We start from the raw sequence: 15,499 nt of genomic DNA, 5'->3' as shown, positions 1-15,499 counted from the left end.
CACTCAATGAGTGAGAGTGCCAGGAGGAGCAAGTGCCGACTTACCAGTACCAGTGCACCGAGTGCGGCGAGGGCCTTGAGGCGGTGCAGAAGTTCACGGACGACGCCCTGACCGTCTGCCCGCAGTGCGACGGCCGCCTGAAGAAGGTGTTCTCGGCGGTCGGCATCGTCTTCAAGGGCTCCGGCTTCTACCGGAACGACAGCCGCGGCACGTCGTCGAGCAGCAGCCCGGCGAAGCCGGCCTCGTCGACGAGCACCAGCACGTCCTCGGCGTCGAGTTCGTCCTCGACCGGTTCCTCGGCGTCCACGGCCGGCAGCTCCGCCGCCTGACGCACGCGCCCCGGCGCACGCGCTTCCGCGCACCTTCACCCGTACGCACGGGCACCCCTCGGGGCGCCGGTGCGCGACCGAGCCCGTCGTCCCCGGAACACACCGGGGCCGGCGGGCTTCGTCGTGTCACGGGCCGGGAGAGGGGACGTGGCCCGAGGGCTAGGGTGACGCCATGGCCGACACGACGAGCAGCACGACCACAGTGAAGCCCGCGATAGCCGGAGCTCCGTCGGCGGAGCCCGTACCGCCGGCGGAGATCGGGGTCATCGGTGGCTCCGGTTTCTACGCCTTCCTCGACGACGTGACCGAGCTCACGGTCGACACCCCCTACGGGCGCCCGAGCGACAGCCTCTTCCTCGGTGAGCTGGACGGCCGCCGCGTCGCCTTCCTGCCCCGCCACGGCCGCGACCACCGCACCCCGCCGCACCGCATCAACTACCGGGCCAACCTGTGGGCCCTGCGCTCGGTCGGCGTGCGGCAGGTGCTGGGGCCCTGCGCGGTGGGCGGTCTGCAGCAGGAGTACGGGCCCGGCACCCTGCTGGTGCCGGACCAGCTGGTGGACCGGACGAAGTCGCGCACGCAGACGTTCTTCGACGGGGAGCCGCAGCCGGGCACGGGCGCGGTGCCCAACGTCGTGCACATGACCTTCGCCGAGCCGTACTGCCCGGTGGGGCGCTCGCTGGCCGTGACGGCGGCGCGCGGGCGCGGCTGGGAGCCGGTGGACGGCGGCACGATGGTCGTGGTCGAGGGCCCGCGCTTCTCCACGCGCGCCGAGTCGCGCTGGCACGCGGCGCAGGGCTGGTCGGTGGTCGGCATGACCGGGCACCCGGAAGCGGTGCTCGCCCGTGAGCTGGGGCTCTGCTACACGTCGCTGTCGCTGGTCACGGACCTGGACGCGGGCGCGGAGACCGGCGAGGGCGTCTCCCACGAGGAGGTGCTGCGGGTCTTCGGCGAGAACGTGGGCCGGCTGCGCGAGGTGCTCTTCGACCTGGTGACGACGCTGCCGAAGACGGAGGACCGGGACTGCCTGTGCGTGCGGGCGCACGACGGGTGGGACCTGGGGATCGAGCTGCCGTAGGGCGCTGGTCCGGCTGGTCTGGGCGCTGGTTTCCCCTGTGTGGGTGACGAAGTTGTCCACAACCGGTGGGTAGTCCACAGCCGTGAGCAGGATCCGGCGGGAACGGGCACGGTGGGGTGCGTCCGGCCACCCGACCCACGACAGGCGGTGATCACCGTGTCCGTGCCCCACCCGTCCGCACCCCCGTTCCCGTCCTCGCCTCCACTCCCGTCCTCGCCTCCGCTCCCCGCCCCGTTCCTCGTCCCGCCCGCGCCGCCGCCCGGTCCCGCGTCGTGGACGCCGCCGCGCCGTGCGGTGCCGGCGTTCCCGCCCGTGATGATCGGCGGGCGCGGGGCGGGCCGGGGCCGGCTCCGGTGGCGGCTGACCGTGGCCGGCGGGCTGGCGGCCGGAGGGGTGGTGTCGCTGTGCTCGTCCGTCCTGGCGCACTGGCGCCTCATCTGATCGTGTCAGCGGATTGGACAGAATGGCCGGTTTCTGCCGTACGTTATGGAATCGACGATTTCGACGATTCTGCGACCTGTGCGCGCGGAGAGAGGCTGTTCGGTGAGCTCGGTGAGCGAGAAGAAGCCAGGTGTCCTCGGGGGATTCAAGGCGTTCCTGATGCGGGGCAACGTCGTGGACCTGGCGGTGGCGGTCGTCATCGGAGCGGCGTTCACCAACATCGTCAACTCCGTGGTGAAGGGCCTCATCAACCCGGTCGTGGGCGCCTTCGGCACCAAGGATCTGGAGCACTACGCGGCCTGTCTGAAGGGCCCGTGCGTCCGGACGGCCGCGGGCGAGGTGACGAAGGGCGTCTACCTCCAGTGGGGCGCGGTGCTCAGCGCCTCGCTGACCTTCCTGATCACCGCAGCGGTGGTCTACTTCCTCATGCTGCTGCCGATGAAGCGCTGGCAGGACCGCCAGGCGGCGAAGTCCCCGGCGGCGAGCGAGCCGGCCGAGCCGACGGAGATCGAGCTGCTCGCGCAGATCAGGGACACCCTGATCGAGCAGCGCCGCGGCCCGGGCTCGGACTCGGTACCGGCCCAGCGCTAGCGGCGCGGGCAGGGACGGCCCCTACAGGTGGTGGGGCGGCTTCTCGTCCAGGAAACGGGCCAGGTCGGCGCTGTCGCCGTCGCGCGGCGCCGGCCGGTCGCCCCAGCCGCGGTCGGTGTCGTCCGACGACTGCTGCGACAGCGGGTCGTCGAAGATCAGCGCGGCGGACGGCTTGGTCCTGGGCCGCGGCGCTCGGGGCTTCGGGGCGGTGCTCATGCGTCCAGGGTACGGGCGGCAGGGTGAGCTCCCCGCCGTGGTGGCAACCGGCGCGCGGACTCCGCGGCCCGCGGTCACAATCACGGTATGAGCGAGGTACCGCCTCCCGGCCGCGGCCACGGGCTGCTGCGCCGGATGGCGCCCCGCGGCCGGGAGGAGGAGCACCGGGCCTCCACCCCGCTCGAGCTCTTCTTCGATCTGTGTTTCGTGGTGGCCGTGGCCCAGGCGGGCCGCCAGCTGGTGCACGCGCTGGCGGACGGCCACCCGGGGCAGGGCATCCCCGGCTATCTGATGGTCTTCTTCGCCATCTGGTGGGCGTGGATGAACTTCAGCTGGTTCGCCTCGGCCTACGACACGGACGACGTCGTCTACCGCCTGGTGACGCTCCTCCAGATCGCGGGCGTGCTGATCCTCGCGGCGGGGGTGCCCCGGGCGTTCGACGCCTCGGACTTCTCCCTCGTCTGGTTCGGCTACCTGGTGATGCGGCTCGCGCTGGTCTCGCAGTGGCTGCGGGCGGCGCGCGCGGCGCGGGGCGCCGAGCGGCGGACCGCCCTGCGGTACGCGGCCGGGGTCTCGCTGTGCCAGGTCGGCTGGCTGGGGCTGCTGCTCCTGCCGGCCGGGGTCAGGCCGTGGGTGTTCGTGGTGATGGCGGTCGCCGAGATGGCGGTGCCCGTGCTCGCCGAGCGGGGCGCGCCGACGGCGTGGCACCCGGAGCACATCGCCGAGCGGTTCGGCCTGTTCACCATCATCGTGCTGGGCGAGACGGTGGCGGCGGCCACGACGGCGGTGCAGTCGGCGGCGGACGCCCAGGAAGAAGTCGGCGAGCTGCTGCCCATCGCCGCCGGCGGACTCCTGCTGATCTTCGCGGCGTTCTGGATCTACTTCGCGGTGCCCATCCATCTGCACCTGGCGTCGAACCGGCAGGCGTTCGTCTGGGGCTACGGCCACTACCTGGTCTTCAGCTCGGCTGCGGCGATCGGCGCGGGCATCGAGGTGGCCGTCGAGCAGAGCGTGGGCAAGGCGCACGTGTCGACGTTCGCGGCGTCGGCCGCGGTGACGGTGCCGGGGGCGCTGTTCATGTTCTCGGTGTGGCTCGTCCACTCCCGGCACCACAAGCGCGGCACGGCCCAGCAGCTGGTCCTGCCCACGGCTGCCGTGGCAGTCCTGGCCTGCACGTTCGCCGGCGGGGCGGCCGTACTGGCCGCGGGCCTGGTGGGCGCGGCCACGGTGGCGGCGGGGGTCACGCTGATTGCACGTCAGGAACGGAGGGAGCAGCGGCCGGAGAGCGTGCGTGATACGCCTGGCGTATGAGCGAGCACATCAGGGGTGGAAACGCAGCAACCGGCCCTCGGGACGCGTTGACCGACGTCCGCGGACTGCGTGTCGGGCACGCGCAGCGCATCGGCGACGGGGCGCTGACGGGCACGACCGTGGTGCTGGCGCCGGAGGGCGGTGCGGTCGCGGCGGTGGACGTGCGCGGTGGCGGCCCGGGCACGCGCGAGACGGACGCGCTCGACCCGCGCAACCTCGTCCAGCGTGTCGAGGCGGTGGTGCTCACCGGGGGCAGCGCGTTCGGGCTGGACGCCGCGTCGGGGGTGATGGCCTGGCTGGAGGAGGCGGGCCGGGGCTTCCGGGTGGGCCCGGCGCCGGGGCAGGTTGTGCCGGTGGTGCCGGCGGCCGCACTGTTCGACCTCGGACGGGGCGGCGACTGGCGGGCCCGGCCGGATGCCGCACTCGGCCGCGAGGCCGTGCGGGCGGCGGCCCGTACGGACGTGGGCGCACCGGTGGAGCAGGGCAACGTGGGGGCGGGCACCGGCGCGGTGGCCGGGGGACTGAAGGGAGGTATCGGCACGGCGAGCGTGGTCCTGCCGTCCGGGGTGACGGTCGCGGCCCTGGCCGCCGTCAACGCGGCGGGCTCCGTGGCCGATCCGGCGACGGGGGTGCTGTACGGGCAGTACTTCGAGGGCGGCCCCGTGACGTACCCCTCGCCGGAACGGCACCAGCAGGCCCGGCGAGCCCTCGACGCCGCCCGGGAGGAGTCGGCACGGCGGTGGGTGGCGGCGGCGCAGCCGCCGCTCAACACCACGATCGCCGTGGTGGCCACCGACGCCGTGCTCACCCGGGCCCAGGCCCAGAAGCTGGCGGGCACCGCCCACGACGGACTGGCCCGCGCGGTCCGCCCGGTGCACCTGCTGACCGACGGCGACACGGTGTTCGCCCTCGCCACGGGCGAACACCCCCTCCCCGAGGAGGAGTCGCTGCCCGGCAGCGCCGACTTCGCAGCCGGCGCGGTCAACGACATCCTCGCCGCGGGCGCCGACGCCCTGACCCGCGCGGTGGTCAAAGCGATCCTGACCACCGAGAGCGTCGACACCCCGGGCGGCGTCTTCCCGTCGTACAGGTCGCTGTACGAGGCGTAGCCGGTTCTTACGCCACGTCAGCGCCTTCACTCAGGGAATGAGGACGGTCTTCCCCTTGGCGCCGCCGGCCTCACCGAGCCGATGGGCCGTGGCCGCGTCCGCCAGGGGAAGCTTCCGTCCGACGTGGACGCGCAGCTTCCCCGCTTCGGCCAGCGCGCCGAGGCTCTCCAGGTCCGGGCCGGAGGGCTGGACGAACACGGTCTCGAAGCGAACGCCGTGCTGTTCCGCCTCCTCGGCGGTCATCCCCGGGTGGTGGCCGACCGTGGTGACGAGCAGGCCGCCGGGCCGGAGCGTGCGCACGGACCGCCGCGCGTACTCGCCGCCGACCAGGTCGAGCACGACGTCCACCGGGCCGGCAGCGGTCACGAAGTCCGTCGTCGTGTAGTCGATCACCTCGTCCGCGCCCAGTGACGTCACGAACGCGTGGTTGTCCGCCCGCGCCGTGGCGGTGACATGAGCGCCGCGAGCCTTGGCGATCTGCACGGCGAGATGACCGACCCCGCCGGCCGCCGCGTGGACCAGCACACGCTGCCCGGCCTCGATCCGGGCGATGCCCACCAACGCCTGCCAGGCCGTCAGCCCGGCCAGCGGCAGGGCGCCGGCCTCCGCCGCGCTCAGCGCGGCGGGCTTGGGGGCGAGCTGCCCGGCCGGGGCCACGACGTACTCGGCGTAGGCACCCGCGGCCTCCGGGAACCGCGGCATGCCGAACACCTCGGCACCCATCTCGAAGCGGGTGACTCCCTCGCCCACCGCCACGACCTCGCCGGCGACGTCCCAGCCCAGAGCGAAGGGCGGCTCGGCGAACAGAGGGAAACGCCCGGCGCGGACGGCCGAGTCGACCGGGTTCACGCCCGCCGCGCGCACCCGGACCAGCACCTCGCCGGGCCCGGCCTGCGGGCGCTCGGCCTGCGTGCCGTGCAGCACCTCCGGGCCGCCGAAGGAACGCTGAGTGATCGCAAACATCTGAGGTGCCATGGGGCTCGACTCTCCAAGACCTGGCGCTTCCGCCATTAGTTGACGCGAGGAATATTGCTGAAGCACATAATTACCGACATATATTCCTCGTGTCAACTATCCGCACATCAAGCATCTCGGGTAGGGTTCGGGGGGTGGACACCGAAGAACTCTTCACCGACCCCCGCCTCACGGCGATGGGGCTCCTGCTGGAAGCCCATGCCGGGCTCAACGCCAAGCTGCAGCCCGTGCTCGACGAGAACGGCGTGTCGTCCCTGGACCTCAACGCCCTGATGCGGCTGAGCCGCTCCCCCGGACAACGCCTGCGTCTGAGCGACCTGGCCGCCCAGACGTCCCTGTCCACCAGCGGCATCACGCGCGTCGTCGACCGCCTCCAGCGCGCCGGACTGGTGCGCCGCGAGTCCTTCCCCGGAGACCGCCGCAGCACCTACGCGGTGCTCACCGACGAGGGCGCCGACCGGCTCGTACGGCTCCTGCCCGACTACCTGGCCACGGTCGAGCGCTGGTACACCGGCCTGCTGACACCCGGACAGCTCCCGGCCTTCCTCACGTGCCTGCGCATCCTCCGCGACAGCGTGCACCCCGAGGCGACCGCCGGCCAGGAGGAATGACACCGCTCACCCGGGGAGCGAGGGCCCCGGGGCCCCGCGGCCCTCACACCAGGCGGCGCCTCAGTACCGCGTACGTTGCCGCGATCAGGGCTGCTGCCAGGCCGATGAAGACGGCCGTTTCGATCCACTGGAGGATCCAGAAGTCCCCGGCGGGACGGACCTTGTGGTAGCGGGCGACGAAGCCCTCCTCCGCCATGCAGCGCCTCAGCTCCGCACCCGACGTCTGGCAGTAGTGCGAGATCGGGTACTCCCGCCCGGCCTTGTCCAGGTAGCCGAACTCGCCCGTCGACCACGCGCTGCCCACGTACTTCTTCGGCGTCATGCCGGGCGTCACCCGGCGCTCGGGCGCGATCCACTCCGGCCGCAGCACCTGGAGCGACAGCCGGACGAGGACGACCGCGGCGAGCGCCGAGCCCATCGCGGGCAGCGTGCGCCGGTGCAGGACGCCGGCCGCCGTCCCCGCGGCCAGGCCGAAGAGTGCGCAGCCGACGGCGGCCGGGCCGGTCGCGTTGAAGATGAAGCCGTCGTACCAGTAGAGGCCGTCGAGGGAGTTCGAGATGGGCCCCCACCACCAGGCGACCAGGGCGGCGAGCACCGCCGAGCAGGTCACCGCGCACACCGCCGCCAGCGCGAACCGGGACGCGAACCAGGCGCGCAGCCCCGCGCCCTGGGTGAGGGCGAGTTTGGTGGTGCCGGTCTCCAGTTCGCGCCCGATCAGGGGGGCGCCCCAGAAGAGGCCGACGAGTACGGGTACGGCGGCGCTGAGGGCGCCCAGGGCGCGGATCGCGCCGGTGTTGTCGGCGAGCACCCGGCGTACGAGCTCGGGTCCGCCCGCGCCCCCGGTCGTGCACTCTTCCGCGTCCCAGCCCTTGCAGCCCGCCAGGGACAGCGAATGGTCGTGCAGGAACGCCATCATGTCGGCGCGCCGGAACGCCACCCACACCGCGCAGACGGCGAGGACCGCGGCGGCCACCAGGACCGTCGCGCGCTGCTGGCGCCACGCCAGCCACAGGGTTCCCCTCATCAGGCCGCCCCTGCCTTCTCCGGCGCGTCGCCCGCCGCCGGCACCTGGGAGCGCAGGTGGCCGAGCAGCAGCTCCTCCAGCGTCGGCGGTTCGCCGACCCATCGTTCGCGGTCGCCGACGGGTCCCGTGTACCGCACCAGCGCGGTGATCTGCCGCCCGGTGACGGCCGAGTCGACGACCGCCCCGGCGGGCACCGCGCGCGGCAGGCCGTGCGGGGTGCTGCCGTCGACGTGCCCGGTGAGCAGGGTGTGCTCGTCGCACAGCTGTTGCGCGTCGCCGGCCAGCCGGACGGCGCCGTCCTTGAGCAGCAGGAGGTGGTCGCAGATGTTCTCCAGCTCGGCGACGATGTGGGAGGACATGACGACGGTGATGCCGCGGTCCGCGACCTCCGCCATGACCAGCCCCATCACCTCGCGCCGCACCAGCGGGTCGAGGTCGGCGAGCGGTTCGTCGAGCAGCAGCAGGTCGGGCTGCTTGCCGAAGGCCAGCGCCAGCGCGATGCGTGTGCACTGGCCCTGCGAGAGGGTGCCGACGCGGACGTCGAGGGGGATGTTCCCGGAGCGCACGATGCGTTCGGCGCTCTCCATGTCCCAGCCGGAACGGTTCAGCTCGCGCCCGAACCGCAGCGTCTCGGCGACGGTGAAGCGCGGGTAGAGCGGCTTGTCCTGGGCGAGGAACGCGACGCGCCGTCGCGCCTCCTCCGTCACGGGGTCGGCGCCGAACACGCGTATCTCGCCCGCCGTGGGCCGCAGCAGTCCCGTCGCCAGGTGGAACAGGGTGCTCTTGCCGGCGCCGTTGGGGCCCACGAGTGCGGTGACCCGCCCGGTGGGCAGCGTGAAGTCGCACGCTTCGAGCGCCCAGCCGGAACGGAACCGCACGCCGAGGCCCCGGGCCGCCAGCGCGGGTCCGCCGGCGGCGGTCGAGGCCGCCCGGTACGTGTCTTCCTCCATCGACAGGAACCCCCACATCATTCCACTAACTTCTTAGTGGAATGATGATGCTGATCGCACGGCGATTCCGTCAAATCCCCCCATGCCCCGCCCCGCCTCCCGGTACGGCAAGGGCCCCGGCCCGGCTGTCACCAGCCGCACCGGGGCCCGGAGCCCGTGGGATGCCCCTACGCCGTCACGGCGTCACGGCGTCACGACGTCACCGCAGGCTCCCGTACGGCGTCATCCGCCACCCCCTGGGCCGGCACCGCAGCAGCAACCTCGGCACGCGAAGCACCATCGGCACCCTCGGCGCCACCAGCACCACCGCCTGCCACCGTGCGCGGCAGCGCGAACATCAGGACCAGCACCAGGACCAGCACCCCGGCGACCCACCACATGCCGTTGCGGAACGCGTGGCCGAACGCCTCGCCGACCCGGCCGCGGGCCATCGCACCCTCGTCCAGCGCGTCGAAGAAGACCACGGACACCAGGCCGAGGCCCAGCGCGTTGCCCACCTGCTGGGTGGTGTTGATCAGGCCGGACGCCGAACCGGAGTGCTCGCGCGGCACCTCCGCGAGGACCGCCTCGGTCAGCGGCGCCACGATCAGGCCCATGCCCACGCCCATCACGACGAGCGGCGGGATCATCTGCCAGGACGTGATGTGCGTGCCGTAGTGGGCCGACTCGGCGACGTAGAGCAGGACGCCGGCGGTCATGGCCACGGCACCGGCCTGGAGCACCTTGCGGCCGAACCGCGGCACGAGCTTCTGCACCGACAGGCCCGCCGCCACGGACACGCCGATCGAGAACGGCACGCCGGTCAGGCCGGCCCGCAGCGGGCTCCAGCCCAGGCCGATCTGCATCCACAGCGTCCAGATCATGAAGAAGATGCCGCAGGCGACGCCGAAGGCGACCTGCACGCCGATGCCGGCCGCGAAGCTCTTCACGCGGAACAGCGACAGCTCCACCAGCGGCGACCCGTCCTTGCGCGCCTTGTGGCGCTCGTAGAGGACGAAGGCGGCGAAGACGACCGCGCTGCCGGCCATGCACAGGAAGCCCCACAGCGGCCAGTGCAGCTCACGGCCCTGCGTCAGCGGGTAGAGCAGCATCAGCAGGCCGCCGGTGGCCAGGGCCATGCCGACGAGGTCCAGCTTCAGGGCGTGCGGCGCGCGCGACTCGGAGATGTAGCGGCTGCCGAGGATCAGGCCGGCGATGCCCACGGGCAGGTTGACCAGGAAGATCGGCCGCCATTCCAGCCCGAAGAGGTTCCACTGGGTGAGCAGCGCACCGATGATCGGGCCGGAGACCGCGCCCAGGCCGACGATCGCGCCGAACATGCCGAAGACCTTGCCGCGCTCGTGCGCGGGGAAGGTGGCATGGATGATGGCGAGCACCTGCGGCACCATCAGCGACGCCGTGGCGCCCTGGAGGACGCGCGACGCGACGAGGACGTGCGGGTCGCCCGCCACGCCGCAGAGCATCGAGGCGACCGTGAAGCCGGCCATGCCGAGCAGGAAGATCCGCCGGCGCCCGTAGATGTCGCCGAGCCGGCCGCCCGTGATCAGGCCCGCGGCGAACGCGAGCGCGTAGCCCTCGGTGATCCACTGGAGGGTGCTGAAGCCGGCGCCGAGGTCCTGGCGGATGCTCGGCATGGCGATGTTGACGATGGTGACGTCGACCAGATCCATGAACGACGCGGTCATCACGACGGCGAGCGCCAGCCAGCGGCGGCGGTCGGCCGCGGCGGCGGCAGGTGACGTGGGGGGCGTACTGACGGTGCTCAAAGGGGCTTTCCTGCTTCCACGGGGGCGGTACGAGGACGTACTACTCGGGGCATTCTGGGCTTGTTCCGCCGGGCCGGACCAAAGGGCCGAACCGAAACCACCGGAAAGGTAACCCGCCTATAGGCCAGCTTGTGTCCTAGATCCCTGGGACCCTGGCCGTCATGACGGACACCCCGGCACGGCTCCTCACCCTGCTCTCGCTCCTCCAGACGCCCCGCGAATGGCCGGGCAGCGAGCTCGCCCAGCGGCTCGACGTGAGCCCGCGCACCATCCGGCGCGACATCGAGCGCCTCCGCGACCTCGGCTACCCGGTCCAGGCGAGCCGGGGTGCCGACGGCGGCTACCGCCTCGCGGCGGGCGCGGCCCTGCCGCCCCTCGTCCTCGACGACGAGGAGGCCGTCGCCATCGCCGTCGGCCTGCGGGCCGGCGCCGGGCACGCCGTCGAGGGCATCGAGGAGGCCTCCGTACGGGCCCTGGCCAAGCTGGAACAGGTCCTTCCGTCCCGGCTGCGGCACCGCGTCTCCGCGCTGCAGTCCGCCACCGTGCCCGTCACGGGCGGCGACGGCGCCACCGTCGACCCGCACACGCTCACCGTGATCGCCTCGGCCGCCACCGGCGACGAACGGCTGCGCTTCGCGTACCGCAAGGGCGACGGTACGGAGACGAAGCGGCTGGTCGAGCCGCACCGGCTGATCAGCACGGGCCGGCGCTGGTACCTGGTGGCGTACGACGTCGACCGCGACGACTGGCGCACGTTCCGCGTCGACCGCATCAGCGAGCCGTTCCCGACGGGGGCCCGGTTCACGCCGCGTGAGCTGCCGTTCGCCGACGCGGCCGAGTTCCTCAGCCGGTCCATGGCCCGGCTCCAGCCGGTCTACCGGGTGGTGGCGACCTTCCGGGCGCCGGCGGAGTTCGTGGCGGCGCGACTGCCGCGCTGGCTGGGCACTCCGGTGCCCCTGCCGGCGACCGGAACCGACAGCGCGGCCTCCACCGCGGCCTCCGCCCCTACCGAGAGCTGCCGCCTGGACGTGACGACGTCCGACTCGCTGGAGTGGGTCGCGTTCCGGCTGGCGCTCGTCGACTGCGAGTTCGAGGTGCAGGAGCCGCCGCAGCTGGTGGAGCACCTGGCCGGGCTCGGCGCCCGCATCAGCCGCGCCGCGGTGGGTGTACGTACCTGATGCGACTCCCCGCGGAACAGGGCAGGAAAAAGGGCCCCGGCGCAAGGGGGGGAGGCGCCGGGGCCCGGTCCATGAGGATATATCCGGTTGCACCGGATATCGTCCAGGTCAGGATGATAGGCCCTGTCAGGCCGCCGCGTCGAAACCGGTGTCGTGGGCCATCTTCTTCAGCTCCAGCAGCGCGTGCTTCTCGATCTGGCGGATGCGCTCACGGGTCAGCCCGTGCTGCTTGCCGACCTCGGTCAGCGTACGCTCGCGGCCGTCGTCGATGCCGTAGCGCGCCTTGATGATCGACGCGGTGCGCTCGTCGAGCCGGCCGATGAGGCCCTCCAGCTCCTCGCTGCGCAGCAGCGCGATCACCGACTGCTCCGGCGAGATGGCCGAGGTGTCCTCCAGCAGGTCGCCGAACTGCGTCTCGCCCTCGTCGTCCACGGACATGTTCAGGCTCACCGGGTCGCGGGCCCAGTCCAGGACGTCGCCCACGCGCTCGGGCGTGGTGTCCAGCTCCACCGCGATCTCGGCGTGCTCGGGCTCGCGTCCGTGCTCGCGGTTGAACTCGCGCTGCACCCGGCGGATGCGGCCGAGCTCCTCCACGAGGTGGACGGGCAGCCGGATCGTGCGGGACTGGTCGGCGATCGAGCGCGTGATGGCCTGGCGGATCCACCACGTCGCGTACGTCGAGAACTTGAAGCCCTTGGTGTAGTCGAACTTCTCCACCGCGCGCACCAGGCCGGCGTTGCCCTCCTGGATCAGGTCGAGGAGGGGGAGGCCGCTGCGCGGGTAGCGGCGGGCCACTGCGACGACCAGCCGCAGGTTGGACTTGATGAAGACGTCCTTGGCCCGGGCGCCCTCGGCGGCTATCGCCTCCAGCTCCTCCCGGGTGGCCTCGCGGGCCGTGGCGCCGCCCTCCTCCAGTCCGTCGAGGACCTGCTGGGCGTAGACGCCCGCCTCGATGGTCTGGGAGAGCTCGACCTCCTTGGCGGCGTCGAGCAGGGGTGTACGCGCGATCTCGTCGAGGTACATGCCGACCAGGTCGCGATCGGCGATCTCCCCGCCTGCGGCGCGAACACTGCTTGCCTCGTCGACACCCTGCGCTGCGGGCTGCCGGCGGGCGACGGCACGGGTTGCCATGCGTACTCCCTTGCGATGAGACGGTCGCGGGATGGACCGAGCCCCCGGGAAAGGCGCCCGTCCGAAGTGAAGAACGGACGGAATCCGGACAGAATTCCCACAAGACGCCTGGTTTTTCTCGATCATGCAGTACCCTGTCCGGCCGCCGTCCCGGACCACGCGCCGGCGCGGCCCGGCGGAGCGCCGATCAGCCCAGGTCAGGCCCGGTCGTGGGGGTGGCCACAGGGGTCCTGCGGGCCCGCGGACCAGCGCCGCGGGCGCCGCCGTGAGACGTCGCTCACACCTCTGCGTCCGCTTCCCCACCCTTGCGCTCCTACCCCCGAAGACGCCGCTCACCGGATGACGGTTGCCCGGATCGCTCCGAAAGGACCGGCCCTGGACCGAACGGACCGAACGCCCGGATTCGAGCAGTTGATCGGTAGGGGCCCGGCCGGTTGATCGAGTTGCCGGGGCGGGCGCGGCGGGTGTGCGCTGGTGGGCGGGGGCGAGCGAGAGGAGCTCCGCGATGCCGACGCACTCGATCACGCCCGGCGGCCACTCCGCCCACGAGGGGCCCGGCCCGGTTCCGCGCACCACCCACCTGCGGCACGCCGGCGCCGCGGGCGGCGGCGAGCGCTGGACCCGTACCGTCCCCGTCGTCGGCGGCGTGGTCTACGGCCTGTACGCCGTGTGGATCACCCAGAACCACGGCTTCTCGTCCGGCATGAGCTGGCTGACCGGACTCGTCGCCGCCGTGGCGACGGCGGCCCTGGGGTACGCGATCATCCACAACCGCGCCCGCATGATCCCCGAGGTGCGGGCGGCGGCCTTCGGCACGCTGTTCGGCGCCGCCATGGGCTTCCTGCACAGTCTCACCGGCTCGTCGGTGCTGCGCTCGGCCGGGATCGGCCTGTCGTTCGGCATCGCCATGGCCCTGACGTCGTACTACGTCTTCCACTGGCACGAGCAGCGGTACGGCGACCGGTACGGCGAGCAGGCGGCGGGAACGTCGGTGCAGCCGACGCACGCCCGCCCCGGACGGCCCGGACAGCCCGGCTACCCCGGGCAGGTCGGGCAGGCCGGGCAGCCGGTGCGCGACACCGGACCCGGCGACTCCGGCCAGGAAGGCGGCGTCCCGCGCATGGGCATGTAGCAGGCCCGGGCCGCGGGGTGCCCGGCCCCGCGGCCGCTCGGCTGCCAGGCCCCCGCAGCCGCTCAGCCGAACTGCACCGAGCGCTTCGCCAGCCCCATCCAGAAGCCGTCGATCACGGTCCGCCCGGCGGTCGCGTCGTCGCCGGCGGCGCCCAGGGCGACGAACAGCGGGGCGAAGTGCTCGGTGCGCGGGTGGGCCAGCAGGGCGGCCGGGGCCTTGTGCGCGAAGTCGAGCAGCGCGTCGACGTCGCCGGCGGCGAGCGTCTCGCGGCCCCACGCGTCGAACTCCGCCGACCACGCGGGCGGCCCGGACCCGGCGTGCCGCAGCGCCGCCAGGTTGTGCGTGAAGAAGCCGCTGGCGACGATCAGCACGCCTTCGTCACGCAGGGGCGCGAGCCGGCGCCCGGTCTCCATGAGGGCCCGCGGGTCGAGCGTGGGCAGCGACATCTGGAGCACGGGGACGTCCGCGCCGGGGTACATCTCGACGAGCGGCACGTACGCGCCGTGGTCGAGCCCGCGGTCGGGCAGGTCCTGTACGGGCACGCCGGCGCGGCGCAGGGTCCTGCGCACCCGGTCGGCGAGGGCGGGGGCGCCGGGCGCGGCGTAGCGGACGGCGTAGTAGTGCGCGGGGAAGCCCCAGAAGTCGTACACGAGCGGCACGGTCTCCGTGGCACCCAGGGCGAGCGGGGCCTCCTCCCAGTGGGCGGATATCACGAGGACGGCGGTGGGCCGGGGCAGGTCACGGGACCAGGCGGCGAGCTGGCCGGGCCACAGGGCGTCGTCGGCGAGGGGCGGGGCGCCGTGGGAGACGTAGAGGACGGGCATGCGGGCGCCGGGAGTGACGCCGGACAGGGCGGGTGCGGTGGTCATCGGGCCCCCAGGAGCCGGGTGAGCGAGTGGGTGGGTGAGCGGGTGGGTGGGTGAGCGGGTGAGCGCGTGCGACGTGCTTGAACCTTCAAGCACTCTCTCCACCATACGCCCGGAAAACCGGCGGCGGGTGAAACAGTGGATGCATGACGAAACGACCCGCGGAGAACCCCGAGGCCGCGGAGGCTCCCGCTCCGCCCGCCGAGCCCCGCTGGCTGACCGAGGGGGAACAGCGCACCTGGCTGGCGTACCGCCACGCGTCGACACTGCTGGAGGACTACCTCGACCGGCAGCTCCAGCGCGACGCCGGTATGACGCACGTCTACTACGGCCTGCTGGTCCGGCTGGCCGAGGCGCCGCGCCGCAGGATGCGCATGACCGAGCTGGCGGAGCACGCGAAGATCACGCGTTCCCGGCTCTCGCACGCGGTGGCGCGGCTGGAGGGCAACGGCTGGGTGCGCCGCGAGGAGTGCCCGTCCGACAAGCGCGGGCAGCTGGCGGTGCTGACGGACGAGGGGTACGAGATGCTGCGCAGGTCGGCGCCGGGCCACGTGGAGGCGGTGCGCACGGCGGTGTTCGACCGGCTCACGCCGGAACAGGCCGAGTTGTTCGGCGAGGTGTGCCGCATCGTGGCGGCGGGCCTCCAGCCGGCGGGCGGGGACGTGCCCTGGCTGCGCTGAGCGGCACCGCACCCGCGGCCTCTCACAGGGAAAGGCCCCCGCCGGGCGTACGACGCTGTTGGCGAATTCGGGGGCTGGTCCTACTTCGCCCCGCCGAGCGTGAGCTCGGCG

Annotated in this window: 17 protein-coding genes; 10 read left to right on the top strand and 7 right to left on the bottom strand. The window is 72.9% G+C overall.

All coding sequences use genetic code 11. From position 1 onward, the window contains the following. Positions 1–32: 32 nt before the first annotated feature. The 4 genes from IE305_RS32190 (at position 33) to mscL (ending at position 2,439) form a co-directional block, all read left to right on the top strand. On the top strand, positions 33–329 hold the full coding sequence (locus tag IE305_RS32190; RefSeq protein WP_190133391.1) for an FmdB family zinc ribbon protein: 297 nt from the start codon (positions 33–35) through the stop codon (positions 327–329). A 172-nt stretch (positions 330–501) separates the two neighbouring features. Then, complete coding sequence (locus IE305_RS32185; RefSeq protein WP_190133390.1) at positions 502–1,407, top strand: S-methyl-5'-thioadenosine phosphorylase; 906 nt, start codon at positions 502–504, stop codon at positions 1,405–1,407. A gap of 315 nt (positions 1,408–1,722) precedes the next feature. Next, on the top strand, positions 1,723–1,848 hold the full coding sequence (locus tag IE305_RS33630; protein ID WP_268255966.1) for a hypothetical protein: 126 nt from the start codon (positions 1,723–1,725) through the stop codon (positions 1,846–1,848). Between the two features lie 111 nt (positions 1,849–1,959). Further along, positions 1,960–2,439 carry a large conductance mechanosensitive channel protein MscL gene (mscL, locus tag IE305_RS32180; RefSeq protein ID WP_190133389.1) on the top strand — a complete coding sequence of 160 codons (480 nt, stop codon included), beginning with the start codon at positions 1,960–1,962 and terminating at the stop codon, positions 2,437–2,439. A 21-nt stretch (positions 2,440–2,460) separates the two neighbouring features. Here mscL and IE305_RS32175 read toward each other — a convergent pair whose 3' ends face one another. Then, on the bottom strand, positions 2,461–2,655 hold the full coding sequence (locus IE305_RS32175) for a hypothetical protein (RefSeq protein WP_190133388.1): 195 nt from the start codon (positions 2,653–2,655) through the stop codon (positions 2,461–2,463). 87 nt (positions 2,656–2,742) lie between these two features. Here IE305_RS32175 and IE305_RS32170 point away from each other — a divergent pair, with 87 nt between their 5' ends. Beyond that, positions 2,743–3,966, top strand: coding sequence for a low temperature requirement protein A (locus IE305_RS32170; protein WP_190133387.1), 1,224 nt, complete (start codon positions 2,743–2,745; stop codon positions 3,964–3,966). Beyond that, complete coding sequence (locus IE305_RS32165) at positions 3,963–5,075, top strand: P1 family peptidase (RefSeq protein ID WP_190133386.1); 1,113 nt, start codon at positions 3,963–3,965, stop codon at positions 5,073–5,075. The genes IE305_RS32170 and IE305_RS32165 overlap by 4 nt, the downstream gene beginning before the upstream one ends. 30 nt (positions 5,076–5,105) lie before the next feature. Here IE305_RS32165 and IE305_RS32160 read toward each other — a convergent pair whose 3' ends face one another. Then, positions 5,106–6,038, bottom strand: a complete 933-nt coding sequence (locus IE305_RS32160) for an NADP-dependent oxidoreductase (RefSeq protein WP_190133385.1) — start codon at positions 6,036–6,038, stop codon at positions 5,106–5,108. A gap of 146 nt (positions 6,039–6,184) precedes the next feature. On the opposite strand from IE305_RS32160, the gene IE305_RS32155 reads away from it, so the two are divergent. Further along, positions 6,185–6,661 (top strand): MarR family winged helix-turn-helix transcriptional regulator, encoded by a 477-nt coding sequence (locus IE305_RS32155; protein WP_229891821.1) that lies wholly within the window; start codon positions 6,185–6,187, stop codon positions 6,659–6,661. A gap of 43 nt (positions 6,662–6,704) precedes the next feature. Here the strand turns inward: IE305_RS32155 and IE305_RS32150 are convergent, their stop codons facing one another. From IE305_RS32150 to IE305_RS32140, 3 genes are all read right to left on the bottom strand, one after another. After that, positions 6,705–7,685: an ABC-2 membrane transporter-related protein gene (locus IE305_RS32150; RefSeq protein ID WP_190133384.1), complete on the bottom strand. Its 981-nt coding sequence runs from the start codon at positions 7,683–7,685 to the stop codon at positions 6,705–6,707. Then, positions 7,685–8,635 (bottom strand): ATP-binding cassette domain-containing protein, encoded by a 951-nt coding sequence (locus IE305_RS32145; protein ID WP_190133383.1) that lies wholly within the window; start codon positions 8,633–8,635, stop codon positions 7,685–7,687. The genes IE305_RS32150 and IE305_RS32145 overlap by 1 nt, the downstream gene beginning before the upstream one ends. A 191-nt stretch (positions 8,636–8,826) precedes the next feature. Beyond that, positions 8,827–10,320 carry an MFS transporter gene (locus tag IE305_RS32140; protein WP_190133405.1) on the bottom strand — a complete coding sequence of 498 codons (1,494 nt, stop codon included), beginning with the start codon at positions 10,318–10,320 and terminating at the stop codon, positions 8,827–8,829. Positions 10,321–10,562: 242 nt separating this feature from the next. Here IE305_RS32140 and IE305_RS32135 point away from each other — a divergent pair, with 242 nt between their 5' ends. Beyond that, positions 10,563–11,579 (top strand): helix-turn-helix transcriptional regulator, encoded by a 1,017-nt coding sequence (locus tag IE305_RS32135; RefSeq protein WP_190133382.1) that lies wholly within the window; start codon positions 10,563–10,565, stop codon positions 11,577–11,579. Between the two features lie 126 nt (positions 11,580–11,705). Here the strand turns inward: IE305_RS32135 and IE305_RS32130 are convergent, their stop codons facing one another. Further along, positions 11,706–12,710, bottom strand: a complete 1,005-nt coding sequence (locus IE305_RS32130; RefSeq protein ID WP_190133381.1) for a sigma-70 family RNA polymerase sigma factor — start codon at positions 12,708–12,710, stop codon at positions 11,706–11,708. A 505-nt stretch (positions 12,711–13,215) separates the two neighbouring features. Between IE305_RS32130 and IE305_RS32125 the strand changes: the two genes are divergently transcribed. After that, positions 13,216–13,842: a hypothetical protein gene (locus tag IE305_RS32125; protein ID WP_190133380.1), complete on the top strand. Its 627-nt coding sequence runs from the start codon at positions 13,216–13,218 to the stop codon at positions 13,840–13,842. A 62-nt stretch (positions 13,843–13,904) separates the two neighbouring features. Here IE305_RS32125 and IE305_RS32120 read toward each other — a convergent pair whose 3' ends face one another. After that, positions 13,905–14,711 carry a dioxygenase family protein gene (locus IE305_RS32120; protein WP_229891819.1) on the bottom strand — a complete coding sequence of 269 codons (807 nt, stop codon included), beginning with the start codon at positions 14,709–14,711 and terminating at the stop codon, positions 13,905–13,907. A 143-nt stretch (positions 14,712–14,854) separates the two neighbouring features. Between IE305_RS32120 and IE305_RS32115 the strand changes: the two genes are divergently transcribed. Next, the gene (locus IE305_RS32115; protein WP_190133379.1) at positions 14,855–15,388 is read left to right on the top strand and encodes a MarR family winged helix-turn-helix transcriptional regulator; all 534 of its coding nucleotides are present in this window, start codon (positions 14,855–14,857) and stop codon (positions 15,386–15,388) included. Positions 15,389–15,499 lie beyond the last annotated feature (111 nt).

Origin of the sequence: Streptomyces mashuensis (assembly GCF_014654785.1) — a bacterium.
Classification (GTDB): domain Bacteria; phylum Actinomycetota; class Actinomycetes; order Streptomycetales; family Streptomycetaceae; genus Streptomyces; species Streptomyces mashuensis.
Note: the sequence above shows the minus strand (reverse complement) of the source record. Positions and strands in the feature narration are given on the sequence as shown.

Coding starts and splice junctions, on each gene's coding strand:
- IE305_RS32185 (WP_190133390.1), top strand. CDS start 502: ATGGCCGACACGACGAGCAGCACGACCACAGTGAAGCCCGCGATAGCC.
- IE305_RS32135 (WP_190133382.1), top strand. CDS start 10,563: ATGACGGACACCCCGGCACGGCTCCTCACCCTGCTCTCGCTCCTCCAG.
- IE305_RS32120 (WP_229891819.1), bottom strand. CDS start 14,711: ATGACCACCGCACCCGCCCTGTCCGGCGTCACTCCCGGCGCCCGCATG.
- IE305_RS32160 (WP_190133385.1), bottom strand. CDS start 6,038: ATGTTTGCGATCACTCAGCGTTCCTTCGGCGGCCCGGAGGTGCTGCAC.
- IE305_RS32175 (WP_190133388.1), bottom strand. CDS start 2,655: ATGAGCACCGCCCCGAAGCCCCGAGCGCCGCGGCCCAGGACCAAGCCG.
- IE305_RS32140 (WP_190133405.1), bottom strand. CDS start 10,320: ATGACCGCGTCGTTCATGGATCTGGTCGACGTCACCATCGTCAACATC.
- IE305_RS33630 (WP_268255966.1), top strand. CDS start 1,723: ATGATCGGCGGGCGCGGGGCGGGCCGGGGCCGGCTCCGGTGGCGGCTG.
- IE305_RS32125 (WP_190133380.1), top strand. CDS start 13,216: ATGCCGACGCACTCGATCACGCCCGGCGGCCACTCCGCCCACGAGGGG.
- IE305_RS32115 (WP_190133379.1), top strand. CDS start 14,855: ATGACGAAACGACCCGCGGAGAACCCCGAGGCCGCGGAGGCTCCCGCT.
- IE305_RS32165 (WP_190133386.1), top strand. CDS start 3,963: ATGAGCGAGCACATCAGGGGTGGAAACGCAGCAACCGGCCCTCGGGAC.
- IE305_RS32170 (WP_190133387.1), top strand. CDS start 2,743: ATGAGCGAGGTACCGCCTCCCGGCCGCGGCCACGGGCTGCTGCGCCGG.
- IE305_RS32145 (WP_190133383.1), bottom strand. CDS start 8,635: ATGGAGGAAGACACGTACCGGGCGGCCTCGACCGCCGCCGGCGGACCC.
- IE305_RS32130 (WP_190133381.1), bottom strand. CDS start 12,710: ATGGCAACCCGTGCCGTCGCCCGCCGGCAGCCCGCAGCGCAGGGTGTC.
- IE305_RS32150 (WP_190133384.1), bottom strand. CDS start 7,685: ATGAGGGGAACCCTGTGGCTGGCGTGGCGCCAGCAGCGCGCGACGGTC.